At 43.8% G+C, this 18,671-nt stretch carries 21 protein-coding genes; 9 read left to right on the plus strand and 12 right to left on the minus strand.

Annotated elements, in window-relative coordinates:
* Positions 1-192: 192 nt before the first annotated feature.
* Entirely contained in the window at positions 193-546 is a 354-nt protein-coding gene (locus BLR84_RS08060; RefSeq protein WP_090466726.1) for a YybH family protein, read from the minus strand.
* Between the two features lie 37 nt (positions 547-583).
* Positions 584-1,771 (minus strand): MFS transporter, encoded by a 1,188-nt coding sequence (locus BLR84_RS08065; RefSeq protein WP_218128257.1) that lies wholly within the window; start codon positions 1,769-1,771, stop codon positions 584-586.
* Between the two features lie 263 nt (positions 1,772-2,034).
* On the opposite strand from BLR84_RS08065, the gene BLR84_RS08070 reads away from it, so the two are divergent.
* Positions 2,035-2,445 carry a cupin domain-containing protein gene (locus BLR84_RS08070; RefSeq protein WP_090466729.1) on the plus strand — a complete coding sequence of 137 codons (411 nt, stop codon included), beginning with the start codon at positions 2,035-2,037 and terminating at the stop codon, positions 2,443-2,445.
* Positions 2,446-2,567: 122 nt separating this feature from the next.
* Here the strand turns inward: BLR84_RS08070 and BLR84_RS08075 are convergent, their stop codons facing one another.
* Positions 2,568-3,149: a Crp/Fnr family transcriptional regulator gene (locus BLR84_RS08075; protein WP_090467656.1), complete on the minus strand. Its 582-nt coding sequence runs from the start codon at positions 3,147-3,149 to the stop codon at positions 2,568-2,570.
* A 156-nt stretch (positions 3,150-3,305) separates the two neighbouring features.
* On the opposite strand from BLR84_RS08075, the gene BLR84_RS08080 reads away from it, so the two are divergent.
* On the plus strand, positions 3,306-4,352 hold the full coding sequence (locus BLR84_RS08080) for a YncE family protein (RefSeq protein ID WP_218128259.1): 1,047 nt from the start codon (positions 3,306-3,308) through the stop codon (positions 4,350-4,352).
* A 19-nt stretch (positions 4,353-4,371) separates the two neighbouring features.
* On the opposite strand, the gene BLR84_RS08085 is transcribed toward BLR84_RS08080, so the two are convergent.
* The 6 genes from BLR84_RS08085 to BLR84_RS08110 all read right to left on the minus strand — a co-directional run bounded on the left by BLR84_RS08085 (position 4,372) and on the right by BLR84_RS08110 (position 8,787).
* Positions 4,372-4,617 carry an acyl carrier protein gene (locus BLR84_RS08085; protein WP_090466730.1) on the minus strand — a complete coding sequence of 82 codons (246 nt, stop codon included), beginning with the start codon at positions 4,615-4,617 and terminating at the stop codon, positions 4,372-4,374.
* Positions 4,618-4,648: 31 nt separating this feature from the next.
* Complete coding sequence (locus tag BLR84_RS08090; RefSeq protein ID WP_218128261.1) at positions 4,649-5,068, minus strand: DUF1003 domain-containing protein; 420 nt, start codon at positions 5,066-5,068, stop codon at positions 4,649-4,651.
* A gap of 81 nt (positions 5,069-5,149) precedes the next feature.
* Entirely contained in the window at positions 5,150-6,118 is a 969-nt protein-coding gene (locus tag BLR84_RS08095; protein ID WP_090467663.1) for a zinc-binding alcohol dehydrogenase family protein, read from the minus strand.
* A 119-nt stretch (positions 6,119-6,237) separates the two neighbouring features.
* Positions 6,238-6,822: a Crp/Fnr family transcriptional regulator gene (locus BLR84_RS08100; RefSeq protein ID WP_090466732.1), complete on the minus strand. Its 585-nt coding sequence runs from the start codon at positions 6,820-6,822 to the stop codon at positions 6,238-6,240.
* Positions 6,823-7,061: 239 nt separating this feature from the next.
* The gene (locus BLR84_RS08105) at positions 7,062-8,321 is read right to left on the minus strand and encodes an MFS transporter (RefSeq protein ID WP_090466733.1); all 1,260 of its coding nucleotides are present in this window, start codon (positions 8,319-8,321) and stop codon (positions 7,062-7,064) included.
* A 28-nt stretch (positions 8,322-8,349) separates the two neighbouring features.
* On the minus strand, positions 8,350-8,787 hold the full coding sequence (locus tag BLR84_RS08110) for a MarR family winged helix-turn-helix transcriptional regulator (protein ID WP_090466735.1): 438 nt from the start codon (positions 8,785-8,787) through the stop codon (positions 8,350-8,352).
* A gap of 561 nt (positions 8,788-9,348) precedes the next feature.
* On the opposite strand from BLR84_RS08110, the gene BLR84_RS08115 reads away from it, so the two are divergent.
* From BLR84_RS08115 to BLR84_RS08130, 4 genes are all read left to right on the plus strand, one after another.
* Positions 9,349-10,251, plus strand: coding sequence for a gliding motility protein GldB-related protein (locus tag BLR84_RS08115; protein ID WP_090466737.1), 903 nt, complete (start codon positions 9,349-9,351; stop codon positions 10,249-10,251).
* 542 nt (positions 10,252-10,793) lie between these two features.
* Positions 10,794-11,186, plus strand: a complete 393-nt coding sequence (locus tag BLR84_RS08120; protein ID WP_090466739.1) for a group III truncated hemoglobin — start codon at positions 10,794-10,796, stop codon at positions 11,184-11,186.
* Between the two features lie 94 nt (positions 11,187-11,280).
* Positions 11,281-12,132, plus strand: coding sequence for a glycoside hydrolase family 25 protein (locus BLR84_RS08125; RefSeq protein ID WP_255366881.1), 852 nt, complete (start codon positions 11,281-11,283; stop codon positions 12,130-12,132).
* 50 nt (positions 12,133-12,182) lie between these two features.
* Complete coding sequence (locus BLR84_RS08130; protein WP_090467667.1) at positions 12,183-12,674, plus strand: nuclear transport factor 2 family protein; 492 nt, start codon at positions 12,183-12,185, stop codon at positions 12,672-12,674.
* Here the strand turns inward: BLR84_RS08130 and BLR84_RS08135 are convergent.
* Positions 12,658-13,503 carry an SDR family NAD(P)-dependent oxidoreductase gene (locus BLR84_RS08135; RefSeq protein WP_090466740.1) on the minus strand — a complete coding sequence of 282 codons (846 nt, stop codon included), beginning with the start codon at positions 13,501-13,503 and terminating at the stop codon, positions 12,658-12,660. The two genes, BLR84_RS08130 and BLR84_RS08135, sit on opposite strands and share 17 nt — an antisense overlap.
* 168 nt (positions 13,504-13,671) lie before the next feature.
* On the opposite strand from BLR84_RS08135, the gene BLR84_RS08140 reads away from it, so the two are divergent.
* On the plus strand, positions 13,672-14,013 hold the full coding sequence (locus BLR84_RS08140) for a YciI family protein (protein WP_090466742.1): 342 nt from the start codon (positions 13,672-13,674) through the stop codon (positions 14,011-14,013).
* A gap of 90 nt (positions 14,014-14,103) precedes the next feature.
* Here the strand turns inward: BLR84_RS08140 and BLR84_RS08145 are convergent, their stop codons facing one another.
* Positions 14,104-14,805 carry a head GIN domain-containing protein gene (locus BLR84_RS08145; protein ID WP_090466744.1) on the minus strand — a complete coding sequence of 234 codons (702 nt, stop codon included), beginning with the start codon at positions 14,803-14,805 and terminating at the stop codon, positions 14,104-14,106.
* Between the two features lie 135 nt (positions 14,806-14,940).
* On the opposite strand from BLR84_RS08145, the gene BLR84_RS08150 reads away from it, so the two are divergent.
* On the plus strand, positions 14,941-15,867 hold the full coding sequence (locus tag BLR84_RS08150) for a glutamate--tRNA ligase family protein (protein WP_218128262.1): 927 nt from the start codon (positions 14,941-14,943) through the stop codon (positions 15,865-15,867).
* Positions 15,868-15,880: 13 nt separating this feature from the next.
* Here the strand turns inward: BLR84_RS08150 and BLR84_RS08155 are convergent, their stop codons facing one another.
* Positions 15,881-17,122, minus strand: coding sequence for an aminotransferase class V-fold PLP-dependent enzyme (locus BLR84_RS08155; protein ID WP_255366882.1), 1,242 nt, complete (start codon positions 17,120-17,122; stop codon positions 15,881-15,883).
* Positions 17,123-17,194: 72 nt separating this feature from the next.
* Between BLR84_RS08155 and BLR84_RS08160 the strand changes: the two genes are divergently transcribed.
* Positions 17,195-18,637 carry an aminotransferase-like domain-containing protein gene (locus BLR84_RS08160; protein WP_090466746.1) on the plus strand — a complete coding sequence of 481 codons (1,443 nt, stop codon included), beginning with the start codon at positions 17,195-17,197 and terminating at the stop codon, positions 18,635-18,637.
* Positions 18,638-18,671 lie beyond the last annotated feature (34 nt).

The raw sequence follows: 18,671 nt of genomic DNA on the forward strand, positions 1-18,671 counted from the left end.
GCTAAAGCCCATAACCGCTTAATTATAGCCCGTTGGTTAAAACCAACGGCAATGAAGGGTAAATCAATTTTTTCCTATTCATTGCCGTCCCATTTATGGGGCGGATAATAAAAAGTGCTTGGGGGGCTTTAGCCGAAAAATAATCTTCCAAATATCCATAATGAAAGCATCTTGTATTTTACAGATTAGAGCTTACCTCGCCTGCCCGTAGTAAGCCTTTACCAGCGTAGCCTTGCCGTTTTCGTCCAAAACAGCTACATCAGCTACCATCGCGCCGGTTTCCCGTTTGTAAATAATGGTGATGCCGTCGGTTCCGCTCAGCACGTCTATCAACTCAAAATACAGATTGGGGGCCAGCTCCAGGCCTTTCAAGAAATGCGCCCTTAAGTTTTCTTTCCCGATGATCTTACCATCGGCAATATTCCACCTTTTGATAACGGTGAGCGAGTAAAATACAATATCGTTGGTGTAGTGCGTCATGATCCGGTCAATGTCCCGTTTATTCCAGGCATCTATCCAGTCCAAAGCGATGGCTTGAGTATCCATTTGGTTTATTTATGATATATAAATATACGGGTTTTAGTTATTCAAAGACTACTTCCTCCACCTCCTTTTGCGCCTGGCTGGTTTTAATCCTGCCGTCACTTATTTTAAAGATGAGGCCGGCAAATAAAATACATATCCCGATAACACCCAGTGCCAGCGGCAGTGTGAGCAATTGCGCTATAAAACCGATAAGCGCCGGACCAGCCAGGATACCGGCATAAGCCATAGAAGTAACCACCGGAAGTGCGTAAGCCGGCGCAAGCCCTGGCATATTACCCGCCGTTGAAAACAGAATGGGGATGATATTGGCGCAGCCTAAGCCCACCATCAGGAAACCCACCAGGGCCAAGCTCACATACGGAAAACAAACAGCGAGCATCAATCCCGCTGAGGCGATGATGCTGCCCCATACCACCACCTTTAGTCTTCCCACGGCGGCTATAACGCTGTCGCCTGTTAAACGCATAATAGCCATTGACACGGAGAACATGGCGTAACCTACGCCTGCAAATTCGATACTTAGATGTCGGTTAGCAGTTAAAAAAACGGCGCTCCAATCCAACATGGCACCTTCGGCCAGGGCTGATATAAAACAGATAGCACCCAATATCAGCAAGGCGGCCGAAGGCAGTGTAAAACCTTTATTGGTTTTCTCAGGTGTTTCCAAAGCGTCATCGCTCATTAAACGGGAGAATTGTAAATAAGTGATCAGCACCAGCAAAACAGATATAAAAATGATGGTTGACATGGCATCCAGGCCCGCTTTAAGTAGCAATCCAAAGCCCAGGGAACCTACCAAACCACCTATACTGTATAAGCCATGAAAGGATGACATGATATGTTTGCCGTACGATCGTTGCACTTTGATGGCCTGCGCGTTCATAGCTACATTAATACCCCCGGTGGATGCCCCGAAGATGAGCAGGCATATACTCATCTGATAGGTATGATCCAGGATCAGCAACAAAGGCAATATAGCAGCGATCAAAGTACCCGAAACCACAATAACCTTTTTACTACCGAACCAGGTAACCAGCTTACCGGTAAGCGGCATAGTGATCATGGCGCCAACACCAAAAAACAATAATAAAAGGCCAAGACTGCCATTATCCAGACCGAGCCTTGTTTTGGCCAGAGGCACCAGCGGCGCCCAGCTGGCTACACCCAAACCACAAACTAAAAACATTAACGAATTGGCTATTCTGGCTTTTCTAAGATCGCTCATCATGCAAATTTTAAGAGGTGTTTGAATTTTACACTGCAATAATATGCAATAAAATTTAACAAATTTCATTATTATGCAAAATGTTGCAATTAATTGCAAAAAGATAACATACGGGTAACAAGGGCTTTATTTTTATGAATGCGGAAAATTTTCAGGGCGGTGTATGCCCATTTCGGCTATCCTATTGTCCATTTACCCTATTTAGCGGTTGAATGGAGGCGTTATTAAGCACAACTTAGTATCATAAAACAATAACTCAAACCATGGAAAAGAAAAAAGACATCCTTGCCGGCATCATTATTATAGTTGCACTAACCTTATTAACTATCTCAACCTCCGCCTCAGCGCAGCAGCAGGGCGTTAAACGCAACGACCTGCAACGTCATGATCTCAGCATCGCCGGATACGAGACCGTACAGGCACGAATCGATTTTGAACCGGGAGCCCCGGCCATTAAGCATAAGCACCCTGGCGAAGAGATCATTTATGTACTGGAAGGTTTACTGGAGTACCAGGTAGCCGACAAGCCGCCAGTGACATTGAAGACCGGTGATGTACTGTTTATCCCTGCCGGTACAGTCCATTCGGCCAAAAATGTTGGCACAGGCATAGCCAGGGAGCTCGCCACCTATGTGGTCGAAAAAGGAAAACCGCTCGTTGTGCCGGCTAACTAAGCATCCTGAAGATACTCCCCGCTACCGGGATGTCTGTCGGTAGCGGGGATTGTAATCAATTGCTTTTAGCTTTTAGCCTTCAGCAATCGCATCTTACCAATTGACAAGAAATAAACCCTTTACTATTTCTTCGAAAATTCTTTCCGGATCCGGCTTAGCGATGTATCGGTAATGCCCAGGTATGAGGCTATGTTTTTTAAAGGCGCCTGTTGAAATATCTCGGGATTGGTTTTTAACAGATGCGCGTAACGCTCTTCGGCTGTTTCGGTGATCATCAACAACATCCGGTTTTTCAACTGAGAAAACCCTTTTACCAGTGTCCATCTGCCAAACTCACGAAACTCCGGCAGAGCGTGAAAAAGTTGGTTGAGCTGTTCATAAGTGATATACCAGCCCTCGCAATCTGTTAACGCCTGGATATTTTCTTTTGACCGGGTACGATTAAAAAAAGACGAAACCTCCAATATGATCTGGCCAGGCGAACAAAAACCGGTGGTAACCTCATTACCTTCGGTATCATGTGCAAATGTGCGCATATAACCTTTTTCAAGAAACAGGTATTGGTCGCATATTTTTTCGGCCTCTAGTTGAAATTGATTTTTAAAAATGACTTTGTGGTTAAACTGCCTGACAATTTCCTGGGCCGAGGATAAGGAAACCAGGTTGCTGTCCAGGAGAAATGTGGTGAGTGCTTCTTTATCCATAAAAGCCATACTTATCAGGCATCTAATATACTAAAAGCATTACTATGGTTTCGGCAACTGCAAGGTAGCCAGCGTTAAGAATCATATAATTATGGTAACTTTCCGATAAATACGAGATCAACAAATTATTACCTGTTTCTTCAATCTGTAAATCCTATGAACAAAGCAGCGTACAACCCCATCTTTAAAATCGTAAAATTCAGCCTGCTCAAATTATTGGCCCTAAGCTTTTTATTAGTCCCCTTAATTTTTGCTGCAACCGGATGTGCCGCGCAATCAACCCCTGCACGTTCCCTGCTCGCGCTTTCCAAAGGAGATCATATCCTGGCCATCATTGACCCGGTTAGCCTGAAAGTTATCACGCGCCTCCCGGTAGGTTCCGATCCGCATGAGGTTATCGCTTCAGCCGATGGAAAAACGGCTTATGTTTCGATCTATGGTGGCGGGAGTTTGCACGAACTCAGCGTGATCGACCTGGTGGCGCAAAAGCCCCTGCCATCCCTGGATACCAAGCCGCTGATGGGGCCGCATGGATTAGCCTTTGCCAACGGTAAAGTGTGGTTCTCGGCAGAGGGCTCTAAAGCAGTTGGAAGCTACGATCCGGCAACCGCTAAATTCGATTGGGCCATGGGGACCGGAGAGGACCGGACCCACATGATCTATGTAACCCGCGATGGAAAAAAGGTTTATACTACCAACGTTAATGCAGCAACGGTGAGCATTCTGGAGGACAACTCTACACCTCCGGCTTATCATGAATGGGTACAAACCGTTATCCCGGTGGCTAAGGGATCTGAAGGCTTTGATGTATCGCCCGATGGCCGTGAACTATGGACCGCAGGTGCCACCGACGGAATCATTTCTATCATCGACTTGACTACCAAAAAATTAACCAGCAATATCGATGCAAAGGCAGTAGGTGCAAACCGGCTCCAGTTTACGCCGGATGGCAAGCGTGTACTGATCACCAGCCTCAGGACCGGCGATCTGTTCATTTATGACGCGGCATCGCACCAGGAATTAAAGCGTGTAAATACCGGCCACAGCGCTACAGGTATACTGGTAGACCCTGATGGATCACGCGCTTTTATTGGCTGTACCGGCGACAATTACGTAGCCGTGATAGACCTCAAAACCTTAACCGTAACCGGCCATATTGATATACGCGGGGCCGATGGCCTGGCCTGGGCGGTTAGGCCGTAGTATGCCTGGCCAACTTAAGTTACCGGGTTAATTGCTTATCCAGGTAGGCTGCCATATCATTAACTGTAACAAATTTCACCAGCTCCTCCTCCGGAATGCTGATATCAAAATCTATCTCAATTTGTACCCGGATCTCCATAACTTCATAGTTATCCATGCATAAATCATCAAATCGGGTGGCCGGAGTTATTACTATCCTGCCGTCTTCAATACCCAATATTTTATCAATTATTTTTTTCAGTTTATTAAAAACAACATCAGACATCGGTTTTTCATTTAAAGGGTGAAAGAAGTATTCAACTGTTTTTATCCAACTTTTCGAGCAGGGCCAGAATTTTATCGAGCTTATCTGTTTCGATGGCGTTTAGGCGCAGCTGTAATTCTTCAATTTCTTTTTTGGCTTCCACATTGGTATGGAAATCCTCATTGGCCTGGGCACGGTCGCGTTCATTCTGACGGTTTTGGGCCATCATGATAATCGGCGCGGCATAGGCCGCCTGGGTGGAGAATAATAAGTTTAATAAAATGTAGGGATACGGATCCCAGTGGCCAATAATAGCCACAACATTGAGCAGCATCCACACGGCCACAATAATGGTTTGAATGATGATGAATCGCCAGGAGCCCATGCCGGTTGCCACAGAATCAGCCAGGCGCTGACCAAAAGCCAGCGAGTCCGTATGCCTTTGATACCAATTTTTTTTACCGTTTATCATTTTTTAAGGGGTTAAACTTTGTATGATAAATATAAAAAATTAATTGGCTGGGCTGTCTCCCCTTTTAGCTCCTGCAAGAGTTTATATCTCCACTACTATTTTTCCCTTAGCCTGGTTACTTTCCATATAGGTATGAGCCGCTACGATCTCATCCAGTTTAAATACCTTATCAATGTTTAAATTGATCTCTCCTTTAGCCACGGTATTAATAAAATCCTGGAGCAGATCTTTATTTAAATTGCCTGCATCTCCACCATAAATCGTTAACCGGCCTAATGATGGAATATCGCCCATCGGGGTAAACTCTTTCATCGTCCACTCATTACCTAATATCCCGGTCATACAAACCACACCTTTAATCCGGATACATTTCAATGAATCTTTGAGTGTTACTGTACCAATGAGTTCAAGCACTTTATCAACACCTTCCGGAAATAAGTTTTTCAGTTTGCTGCTAACCTCACCGTCATCTATTAAAACATAGTCGGCGCCATTAGCTTTCAAATGCTGTGCTTTATCCGGGTTTCGGGTGGTGGCTATCACCGTTAGCCCATAATGCTTAGCCAGCTGACAGGCCAGCATCCCGATAGACGAAGTTCCGCCGCGAATTAATAGTGTTTCTCCTTTTTCAACTTCCAAAGCCTGGGTAAGCGATCCGGATACGGTTTGGAACATCTCAGGTATAGCGCCGAGCACATTCCAGGGCAAATCGCTTTCAAAAGGGAAAGTAATTTCTAAAGGAATTGCAGCATATTCGGCATAGCCCCCGTCAAAATCACGCCCCATGCCGCCCATGAGAGCCGCTACTTTCTGCCCTTTTTGATAAGTTCCGGAAGCATCTTCTTCTACTTCGCCTACACACTCTATGCCCTGTATCCTGGGGAACTTTACATTGGGCGAATGGCCCTGCCTGGTAAATATCTCCGATCTGTTGATGCCAAACGCTTTGATCCTGATCAGGATCCAGCCTTGTTTTACTTCGGGTTTTGGTTTTTCCTGTATTTCAATTACCTCGGGGCTACCTGCTTTAGGGGTTACTGCTGCTTTCATAATACGCATTAATTTTTCAACCGTTCATTGTTTTAATAACAACACAAAGGTGAGGAGCAAAAGAGGAAGCTACCAACAAACAAGTTTAAGAAATATCCTTAATGTAGATTAAGGGTGAATTACTTTTTGGCGATATTATTACGGATCTTGCTTAAAAATTCGGGCGTGATACCCAGGTAGGAGGCAATTTGAGTATTGGGTACCCGGTTAGCAAGCTGAGGGTACTGTTCTAAAAAACTTTGATATCTTTCTTCTGCCGTGGAACTGATATTTTGTAATATCCTGTTCTCCAAATCAATAACCTTATTCTCGTTGATCACACGGAAGTTCCGGTCAAATTTGGGGAAGTTGCTGTACAAGTAAAACAGATCCAATTTTTCTATCTGCAAAACCACCGAGGGCTCCATTGCCTCAATATAAAGCCGACTGGCTTTATTGGAGTAAAAACTGCCCATCTCCGCGATCCATTCATTTTCTGATGCGAATTGAATAATATGATCGGTTCCGTTTTTATCAACCCCATACATTTTAAAACAGCCGGAAATTACAAAGGTATAATACCGGCAAACATCACCTTCCTGTAAAATAAATTGCCGACGTTTAATGTTTCGTTCCATTACGCGATCGCTCAGTTCTTTTTTTTCTATATCATCAAGCGGAAGATAATTTTCAAAATGAGTAAAAAGTTGATTTAATGTCGACATGTTTATTTTTCAATAGAAAGCCGTTCAGCTATAAACTGAAGCTAAATTTATAAATAAACTTCAATAAAAAGCCCCCCGTTACCGCAAGTGTCTCCTCCGCTACCGCAAGCGTCCCGCTTGTGGTCATCGTGCTGGTAACTGTACGTAGTCTATCTTAAATACCACAAGCGGGACGCTTGCGGTAGCAAAAGCAGCAAAGAGCTTGTCTTATATCTTGATTCTTAACTCTTGATTCTAACTCAACTAAGCGTATTAATAGGTTGCTGCTCCAGCGTATGCACGGTATTTTTCTGAAGTTTGGTTTTGCGCAGGAAACGGAAATGCAGTATACCGATGATGATGGCTACTATACCTTCCAGCATCACGGTATCGGCTGTGCCTATCCATTGCGATACCGAACCTACCAGCAGGCCACCCAGTGGCTGCATCCCAAAAAATGCCATGGCATAAAAGCTGATCACCCGGCCGCGCATATCTGGCGCTACCGTAGTTTGTATCAGCGTATTGCTGATGGTGATCTGCGACATCATCCCGAAACCGGTAACCGCCGCGAACAGCAGGGCCAGTGGATAACTGGGCATATGCGAAAAGATCACCAGTCCGCCGCCGAATATCAGTGTATTGACCGCCAATATTTTTTTCAGGTTATGGCCGGGTTTAAGCGAAGCCAGATAAATAGCGCCCGAAAACGCGCCCAGACCTATTACACTATCCAAAACCCCAAACGTGGATGCCGTACCCTTAAAAATATCCTTGGCATATACGGGTATCAGCGTACTAAAGGGCAATACCATTAAACTGATGGCAGCCAGCATGATGAGTATGGATTTGATGGACGGCGTATTGCTGATATAGACAAAACCTTCTTTCAGTTCGGAGAATATATTTTTATCGTGTTTTTTGGATTCCGTTTTGGGTAAGCGCATCATCAGTAAGGAGCCTATTACGGCTATAAAGCTGAAGGCATTAGCCCCAAAACATATGGTATCGCCAAATTTTTCCAGCACCAGTCCGGCTATACCCGGACCAATAAGTCTGGACAAATTAACCATCGAAGAATTCAGCGCAAGGGCATTGGGCAAGTCGGCTTTGTTATCCACCATCTCGTACACCAGCGATTGCCGGGCGGGTACATCAAAGGCGTTAATGAGACCCAGTACAGCACTTAGCGCGATGATCTCCCACACCACATAATGCCCCCAGAATACCAGCGCGGTAAGCAACAACGCCTGTATCATGGATGCAGCCTGTGTGAGCAGCAGTAAACGATAACGGTTATAACGGTCGGCCACTACACCACCCAGAAACGAAAATAAAAACGATGGGAACAAGCTGGCAAACAGCGTAACCCCCAGCATAAACTCCGAGTGGGTAAGGGAGTAAATAACCCAGCTTACCGCGGTTTTCTGCATCCAGGTACCAACTAACGATATGGATTGTCCGACAAAATACAACCGGTAATTGCGGCTCTTAAAGGCATTAAATGTGCTTATATTCATTACTCATATTCCCCCCATTCACCGGGGATCAATCAAAATCAACTAATTTGGTTAAGGGGCCTATGGCCTGTTTAAGCAGCGCTTTTTCTTCTGCGGTGCAGGTGGCCTCCAGGGCTTTATTGAGCCATTCGTTGCGCTCGTTACGCACCTGGTACAGCAGGCTGCGACCAAGATCCGACAGGGTGATGATGGCCTTGCGTTTATCCGTTTCAGAAATACGTCTCTTGATCAGGTCCATTTGCTGCAGCTTGCTCAATATTTGCGACATGCTTTGCGTGGTGATCTTTTCCATCGCGGCCAGTTCATTGGGCAGCAATTCCACATGCTTATCCAAAAGCGCGATGATCGATCGCTCGGTAAGCGATAGTTTATCGGCAGTGGATGATTGCTTACGCAGTTTTTTGATCAGCCGTGTTACCACGGTACGCAGCTCAGAAGCCAGCAGGATATCTTTTTGCTCTGTCATGATTCATTAAGTAAACTTGTAAGTTTACCTTACAAATATAAGAATTGTTTTATCTATAGAAAGTCATAAGATAACTATTGAGTTTTGAGGTAGTGGATTAGCTTCGGGCAATTGTCTGAACCATGGTTTTTAGGGTTTAGGAATTACTGATTGAACACAACTACTTTTCCTTCCCCGTCAGCAGATAAGCTTCGGATGAAAGCGGGCAGAACAATGGTGGCCTGTGCCATAGCGAACCTTATCTGAAGCGGGGATATGAGCGAACTAAGTGGAGGTAAGGTTTAGCAGCCCGTGGTTCTGTCGGCTTTGCAGGGCAAAAGCCTTGTGCGCAAAGAAGCATTTCGGCTGACTTGATTTTTGGTTACTTTGTATCAAGACAAAGTAACAGCCCCAGCGGCAATTGAGCGCTCTACGATATTCATCTTCGCCTTGTATAGCATAGAGATTGCTTCGTACCTCGCAATGACGCGTTAAGAAAAAAGATGCTTTAAATAATTTGATCAAAAAATTGCAACCTTTTTTATTTTTATTGCGTCTTGCATACAAAACTATTATCTAACCATGCGTCAACATCTTAAACCCATCATCCTTACGGCTCTATTGCTCACTTTTTATGCACACAGCTTTGCGCAAAGCAATTTCTCTAATTTGCCCGACAGCGCCCGTTTTGTAACCGCCGATATCGATAATTTCTGGAAAGCTTTTGACCATTATAAAAAAGACACTTCCGTAAACATCTTCGGTAAAGAATATATCGACATTGGCAGCGATGGCGTAAAGGGTTTTACACCCTACCGCATCCGGAGTGCCGATAACCTGTACAAAATGGTTAAAAAGCGCCAGGCCGATTATGAAAAAGTGAGGACCAACACCCTGCGGATAAAAGAAAAGGAAAAGCAGTGCCGCAGCACGTTTTATGCTTTGAAATATTTGTATCCACAGGCCAAATTCCCGCCGGTTTATTTTGTGATCGGAGCCTATAATTCGGGCGGAACATCCGGCGATCAGGGTTTATTTATTGGTGCCGAAATGCAAAATAATATTGATGGTCTGCCGGGCATTGTGGCCCATGAGCTGATCCATTTTCAACAAAACTTATCTGGCGAAAACCCTACCCTGTTGCAGCAAAGCATAATAGAAGGCAGTGCCGATTTTATAGGCGAACTGATATCCGGAACACGTGGCGACGATGCTGCGAACAACTACGGTAATGCACACGCCGACCGCCTTTGCAAAGAGTTTGTTTCCCTGATGAACGGTACTGAGCGCAACGACTGGCTTTACGGAACATCCAAAAAAGATGACCGCCCCAATGACCTGGGTTACTGGATGGGCTACCAGATCACCGCCCACTATTATGCTAAGGCAACGGATAAAAAACAGGCTATCTATGATATCCTGAATATTAAAGACTATACAGCGTTTCTGAAAAAAAGCGGTTACCTGGATAAGTATTTGAAATAGGTAAAGCAGCAAGGCATAGTTGGTTAACATAATCAGATAAGTCATCCTGAACTTGTTTCAGGATCCCACAGGAAAGGTTAACCAGCATATTGAACACCTTGTTTATGGGGTGCCGAAACAAGTTCGGCATGACCTTATCATTATGGTGTGCGTATCTCCATAATTTTTCGTATATTGTATAAATCACAGCCCGGTGCCCCTTTATCAAGGGCATCGGGCTGTTTAGTTAAGGACAAAACAAGGCCAAAAACCGACCAATTGATATACAATAATTTGATTATCAACAACATAATACTTTTTAAAGTTTTCAAAACGCATCAAAATCGTGTTAAAATTTGTTAAAAAGTGTTAAAACGAGGTTTTTTCGAGCGATTTTGAGTGGTTTTAGCCCCGCTTTTGAGCAGAAAAGTGTTAAAATTTAAGGTTTAAAAAGTTTTTGGAGATAGCGATGGTTTCAACATCAGAAAAAATGAAACGGTCAAAAATTACTTCATCATTAAATATCTGTCGATCCAAAACCACACCTTTGTAACCAGTAAAACATGGAACCCAAACACGACATAGCCACGCTGGATGATATCAAACTACTGGTAGATACATTTTATACACATGTAGCTGATGATGCCCTGCTGGCCCCCATATTTACCGAACGCCTGGGCGGGCACTGGCTGCCGCATCTCGAAAAAATGTATACCTTTTGGCAAACCGTACTGCTGGAACAATATACCTACAACGGGGCGCCTTTTCCGCCCCATGCCCGTTTACCGGTGGATGAGCAACACTTTGAGGCCTGGCTTAACTTGTTCTCCGCCACGATAGATAACTTGTTCCAGGGCGAAAAAGCGGATGAGGCCAAATGGCGCGCGGGTAAAATGGCCCAGATGTTCCAGCTTAAAATAGCGCATATCAAAAATAACCCGCTGAATATATTATAGCGGAATTACCGGGGCATACCAGCATTTTTGTAAATTTGCGCCCGTGCCACCTACCGAAAAAAAAGTTACTGAAATTCCAAATCCCTTTGCCCCGGTGAAAAAGAAAGTTCCTGCTAAAAGAAAAACCGTGGCTCAAAAGAAAAAGGAGCAAAAAACTACCATATACTGGCGCATAGCTATAGTCGCACTGTTACTCATCCTGCTTTCGCCCTTTTATTATGGCTATGTTTTGCGGAGCTTTAGCGCTACCTGGCGCTGGATACTGGATATAGGAGAGAATACAAATTACCGCACCTACAAAAACTTCAATGTGCGTATACCCTCGGGCTTTACCGTCCACGGCATCGATGTATCATCATACCAGGGCAAAATAAACTGGCAAAAGGTAAAAGCTATGAATGATGATGATGTGCACATTACTTTTGCCTTTATCAAAGCCACAGAAGGCGTTTTAAGTGTCGACCCCTATTTTCAGCGCAACTGGCGCGAGGCGCCTAAAGCAGGGATCATTTGCGGGGCGTATCACTACTTTCTGCCGCAAAAAAGCGGTATCTGGCAGGCCCGGTTCTTTCTGCAAACCGTAAAAATGGAAAAAGGTGATCTGCCCATGGTGGTTGATGTAGAGCAGCTTTACAGAACGCCGCCGGCCAAAATGCGCGAGCAACTGCTATCGTTTGTAAACCAGATTGAAAATAAAACTGGGATTAAACCCATTATTTATACTAACATCAGCTTTTACCAGGATTACCTGAAAGGCTACTTTGACGATTATACCCTTTGGATAGCGCATTACTACCAGCCGGTGTTAAACATCAGTAACAGAACCAACTGGCAGTTTTGGCAGCACTCTGATAAAGCGCGCATTAACGGCATCAATCAAAAAGTTGATTTTAATATATTCAGGGGCGATAGTATTGCCTTCCGGAAACTGCTCATCAATCAATGATTTTTTGTAACGGTATAGGATTACAGATCGTCATCAGTAAAATAAAAACCATGAAAACACCAATATACCGTTTCCTGATAGCTATAACTTTTTTACTATCCTGTACATTTTTAGGCAATAATGCACAGGCCCAAACCACCCAGAAACATTTTGACCAGCAACTGTACAACACCATTTTACATATGGACAGTGTTTGTTTCGATGCTTTTAACGCACATGATATGACCGCGCTAAAAAAGGTATTCGCGGATAATGTAGAGTTTTACCATGACCTGGGTGGTTTGACCTATTACGACCAGACCATGATCAACTTTGAAAAAATGTTTGCGCAAAACAAAGACTCCGGCATGAAAAGAGAGCTGGTAAAAGGCAGCCTGGAAGTTTATCCTATCAAAGATTTTGGCGCTATCGAAGTTGGTATGCACCGGTTTACCCATACCGAAAATGGCAAGGAAGTAGTTGGCCTGATGAAATTTTTACACGTATGGCAATACAAAAACAACGAATGGAAAATTACGCGAATAGTTAGCTACGATCATTGATCCGGTAATTCTCTCTGAAATTCTTCAATAGATTAAATGCCACTTTGAGGTAAGCCGCTTTCATATAGCAGGTAAAAAGATATAGGGTAACAGCCATGCGTGGAAAAAGTATGATCTCCTTATTTTGTGCCACACTTTTTAAAATATGATCCGCCGCATCACGTGCCGGCATTCCGGGCGCCAGCTGTTTTATGGAATCCTGGTTCCAGGTGGGCTTGGCGTTAACGGCAGGTAAGGCGGTGATGATGGGCGTGTCAATCAATCCGGGGCAAACCACACTTGCTTTAATATTAAACAGCTTTGCTTCCTGTCGCAGGCAACGGGTATAATTTACAACCGCGTGTTTGGATACGCTATAAGGCGTAATTAAAGGGATATAGGCCACCACGCCGGCAAGTGAAGAAGTATTGACAATGTGGCCCGAGCCTTGTTTTATCATATGCTGATAAGCCACCTGCGAACCATAGAGCACACCATAAAAGTTGATGTCCAGTACCTTTTTCCACTGATCGATGCTGATGTCGCGCAATTCGCCGGTTATAGCTATCCCCGCGTTATTGAATATCATATCAATGCGGCCATGTTCTTTGACAATGTCACCTATCACCTCTTCAAAATCGGGTAGTTGGGCAACATCCAGTTTACGGGCTACAGCGCTTTTTCCGTTCCGCGTTATCATGGCCACAGTTTCATCGGCATTTTGAGTATTGATATCGGTACAGATCACTGTAGCGTCAATTTCGGCCAGCTTTTCGCATAATGCCCGACCCATACCTGAGCCGCCACCAGTCACTAAAATAATTTTATGGAGATAGTAATTGCTGTACATAGTGAATAGGTTAAAGGTTTTTCTGGATGACAATCTATATCTAATATACTAATATATAGTACCTTAAAACATAAAATCAAAAATTTAGCTATTGATGTCCAATTAATTAAAACTCGCTTGATATGGTGGTATAATTCATTGATCAGATAACCTTTAAAAATTAAGAAAATGAAAGAGTATGCATTAATTTTCAGACATGAAGACGGCCAAAAAGTGGCCTCACCAGAACAAATACAGATCTGGATGAAACAAACCATGGACTGGATAGCTACCATTACAGCCAAAAATAAATTTGTAAGCGGCACTGGCTTACCCTTTGCCGATGCCCGGGTTGTACACACCAATAAAACGGTTACCAACGGCCCTTTCGGCGAAATTAAAGAAACCATTGGCGGTTATATTATTGTAAAAGCCGATACGGTTGATGAAGCTGTTGAATTTGCAAAAGGCTGCCCGGTTTTGCAGGGCGAAGGCAACACTGTTGAGGTAAGGACAATTGCCCATCACTGAGAATACGGTTAACTTGACCGGTTTATTCAAAAACAGAAAAACCGTTAGCGCCATGCCAACGGTCTTTCTGTTTCTATAAACTAAGAGAGATTAGTTCAGATGATTAACCCTGCCCGAACCTGTGTACCTGGTTTCGGCTATGGTAGCATTGCCAGAATAGGACACTCCTCCTGAGCCGGTAATACGTGCGGATACGGTTTTATTGGCGACTACTGATATACCGCCTGAACCACTAATGGTAGCAGTAAGCGTTTCGGTAGTTAAGCCTTTACCATTGATCTCTCCGGAACCACTGATACGAAATTCTGCAGCATCGGTACCACCTTTAAGGTTAATACCACCTGAGCCACTAATGCGCGACTCCAGTGTGGATGCTTTTACGGCGGCACGCATATTGCCTGATCCACTTAAGATAACTGATACATTTTGACCGGTTAATACGCCGTCAAGATCAAGGTTACCCGATCCGCTGTTGGCCAGGGCGCTAAGCGATTTGGCGGTAACATAAATATCGCCCCGCTTGATGTTGTGGTTGCGTAACGAAAAATTATGGCGGAAACCTATTTTTAAAACACCGCCTTCTACTTCGGTTTTAACATCATTGACCACATCGTCATCAATATCAAGCCTAACGCTTTCGGTGCCGGTAATTTTAACATGTACATTAAACGGGCCTCCCGATTCAATACTGTTAAAGCCAGATACAGACCTGCTTTGCCCACTTTGAGCGAAGGTATTTAAGGTCAGCATGGTTATAGCTGATACAAACAGGATAAAGATTTTTCTTTTCATAATTCGATTGTTTTTTAGAAGACGTTATATTCAGGCAAATAGTTGCAACAAATAATAAGGGATAGGGATTTTCTTTCCAGAACAGGTTTTTTGTATTATTTTGGATGAAGTTAGTGTATAAAGTTCATAAAATAAATGTCGGCTCAGCCTATCCATTTTAACAAAACCCGCATAGCGCCCACTCCAAGTGGTTTTTTGCACCTGGGGAATGTATTGTCATTTGCTTTTACAGCGGCATTGGCGAAACAACACGGGACTAAAGTGTTGTTGAGAATAGATGATATGGACCAGGCCCGTGCAGAACAAGCATATATACAGGACATTTTTGACACGCTGAATTTTTTAGAGATACCCCATGATGAAGGGCCGCGTAATGCCGAAGAATTTAAGGATAACTATTCGCAGCTGCACCGGCTGACGCTGTATTCGGAGGCTATTGAACAATTAAGGGATAATGGATTGCTATTTGCCTGTACCTGTTCACGTAAACAGCTTGAAAAAGAAGCCTGTACTTGCTTTGACCGTAAAATTCCCCTGGATACAAAAGATGCCGCATGGCGTTTGCATACTTATAATAATCGTGAGTTAACCATTCGGGATTATAATGATCAACCAGTGACCGCCGTTTTACCCGTTGAGATGCAAAATTTTGTGGTCAGGAAAAAAGATGGATTTCCGGCCTATCAGCTTACTTCGGTAATAGATGACCTGCATTATGGGGTCGACCTGATCATTCGCGGGCAGGACCTTTGGTCGTCTACCCTGGCTCAGCATGAACTGGCGCTGGCCCTTGGCAAAAACGAATTTCAGCATATTACTTTTTATCACCATCCTTTGCTTACAGATGAACTGAACCAGAAACTATCCAAATCGGCAGGGGCTACCTCTGTACGTTACCTGCGTCAAAACGGTAAAAGCCCGGCTCAAATTTATACCATGATTGCTGGTATGCTGGGGCTGGATATGATTATCAGCAACTGGGAACAACTAGCCGGGGTAGTACTCTCTTTTTATAAAAATAACCCTGCCCCGGCAATTAGCGGAACAGGGTCTGATGTTTAAATTTAGTTCGTACTTATGCGATGCACGCTAAGGTCATCATGATATTTATTAATACCCGGCACATGGCATCTATCTCTTCTTCGGTATTGTAATAATGCACTGAGGCCCTCACTACACTGCTTAACTGATATCTGTTCATATAAATGAGCGTTGATTTAGCTTTACCTATCGATACGTTGATCCGGTTTTCGGCCATTTTACTTTTTACGGTGGCACTATCCATCCCCCGAACTGAAAAAGTTATGATACCACATTGCTGATCGCCTTTATCATGAACTGTTACTCCTTCAATTCCCTCCAATTGCCCGCGCATCGAAGTAGCCAACTGTTGTATACGCGGCCAGGTACGCTGTACACCAATATTTAATATATATTCAACGGCTTTACTCAAACCTAAAAAAACAGCCCGATTCTTTTCTGTAAGCTCAAAGCGCCTGCAGTCGTTTCTTATTTCATAATCATCTTCTGTAACCCATTCTGCGGTGAAGCCATCCATCAGTATTAATTTCAATTTATCCTGAACTTCTTTTCGTACATATAAAAAACCAGTTCCACGGGGTGCCCGCAAATATTTCCGCCCGGTAACCGCGAGCATATCACAACCTATTTCTTTTACATCAACCGGAAGCTGCCCTACACTCTGACAAGCATCAACCAGGTATAAAATCTGATGCTTCCGTGCTATCTTCCCTATTTCTACAACCGGGATGATAGTACCAGCTGTTGATGCAATATGCGTAATGGCGATCAGTTTAGTTCTGGGCGAAATAGCATTCTCTAACGCTTGCATTGAGAAATTACCTTGCTCATCAGTTGGTATCACCATCAACTTTACGCCACGGGTTTTCTGCACATTTATAAACCCCATTAAATTGCTTAAATATTCCATCTCCGAGGTAATGATCTCATCGCCCGCATTAAAAACAATACCGTTAAATGCCAGCCCCCAGGCCATACTCGCGTTCTCCATAACCGCAACCTCATCCCTGTTGGCATTGATGAGCTTTGCAATCAGATCATAAGTATGCTCCATTTCTTTTGCATACTTATCTTCGGTTTCGTAACCGCCATGGGTTGCCTCTTCCTGTAAATAGCTGATCACTGTTTCAACAACTACATCGGGTGGTAAAGAAGAGCCAGCATTGTTGAAATGTATTCTTTCGGTAGTTCCTTTAGTTTCAGCCCTTAACTGCAGTATTTCCTGTGGGCTTAGTGGTGTAATTTCCATAGCAAGTAATTGTATAATTTTTATCATACAAAGTAAAAGCTCAGATTAATAACAAAACAGATGCAGAATTATTAAATTTGGCCATAACAGATTACATACATGGACACAGCAACCAGTTCTACCGATAATGAATTTTTATATGCCAGAATCTCCGGGCGTATTGAAAAACAGATCAAAGATGGCTTGCTCAAAACCGGCGATAAGCTACCCTCCGTTCGCGCATTGAGTCGGGAGCAGAACATTAGTATCAGTACAGCTTTTAAAGCCTACGTGGAGCTGGAAAATATGGGCATGATTGAAGCCAGACCAAAATCTGGTTATTATGTTCGGTTTTCTCCGTTGCAACTAACCAGGCTTCCGGACGGTAAACCGCCTATAAAAAACCTGGAACAAACCGATGTAAGTGAGATGATATCTATGGTTTATGCTAACATGACCGAAGAAGGTGTTTTACGCTTATCTCAATCTGCCCCTCACGTAAGCCTGATACCAGTATCAAAGCTCAGCCGCTCCATGATGGAAGCCATGCGTAAAACTCCTTCAGCCGGCACCAATTACGAGAATAAGCAGGGGAACATTTCTTTACGTAAACAGATAGCTAAGAACGCCTTTAACTGGGGTGGCCATATTACTGAAAATGATGTAGTAACTACCCACGGTTGTATGGAGGCTTTGGTATTTTGCCTGCGGGCCATCTCCCGGCCAGGGGATACTATAGCCATAGAAAGCCCCACTTACTTTGGTATATTTAACGTAATGCTCAGTCTTGGCCTGAATGTTTTGGAGATCCCGGTGGATCCACATGAGGGAGTAGATATACAATATTTGGCTCAGGCTATAGATGAAGCAAACATTAAAGCCTGCCTCTTTATACCCAACTTTAGTAATCCGGCGGGCAGCTGTATGCCCGACAATCGTAAACAACAACTGGTTACTTTATTAACCAGTAAACAAATTCCTTTAATAGAGGATGATATTTACGGGGAAATTTACTTTGGTAAAAGCAGGCCGCGTACCTGCAAAAGCTTTGATACAGCAGGTTGGGTTATGTTATGTTCTTCTGTTTCCAAGTCAATTGCACCTGGCTACCGGGTTGGATGGTGCATACCTGGTCGGTTCAGGGATCAGATCATCAATATCAAAATGATGCATACCGTCACCTCGGCTACCCCTACCCAGGCAGCTATAGCGTTGTTTTTTGAAACCGGCCGGTGTGATCTGCACATGCGCAAGCTCCGTAAAGCATTACATACCCAATGCCTAAGGTATACACAGGCCATCACAACACATTTTCCGGTAGATACCAAGATAAGTAGGCCCCAGGGAGGTTATACTTTGTGGATTGAACTCCATAAAAAGATCAACGCACTGGAGCTTTATCAGGCAGCCATAGCCCAAAACATTAGTATTGCTCCCGGACAAATATTCACTACTGATGCCAGATTCACCAACTTTATACGCATCAGCTTCGGGATACCTTTTGATGATTTGGTAGAGCAAAGCTTCAGGATCTTGGGAGAATTGATCAGGAAAATGTTATAAAGCATCAAATTGATTGTTACGTTTAATATAACCA

This window comes from Mucilaginibacter sp. OK268, assembly GCF_900103125.1.
In the GTDB taxonomy this organism is placed as follows: Bacteria; Bacteroidota; Bacteroidia; order Sphingobacteriales; family Sphingobacteriaceae; genus Mucilaginibacter.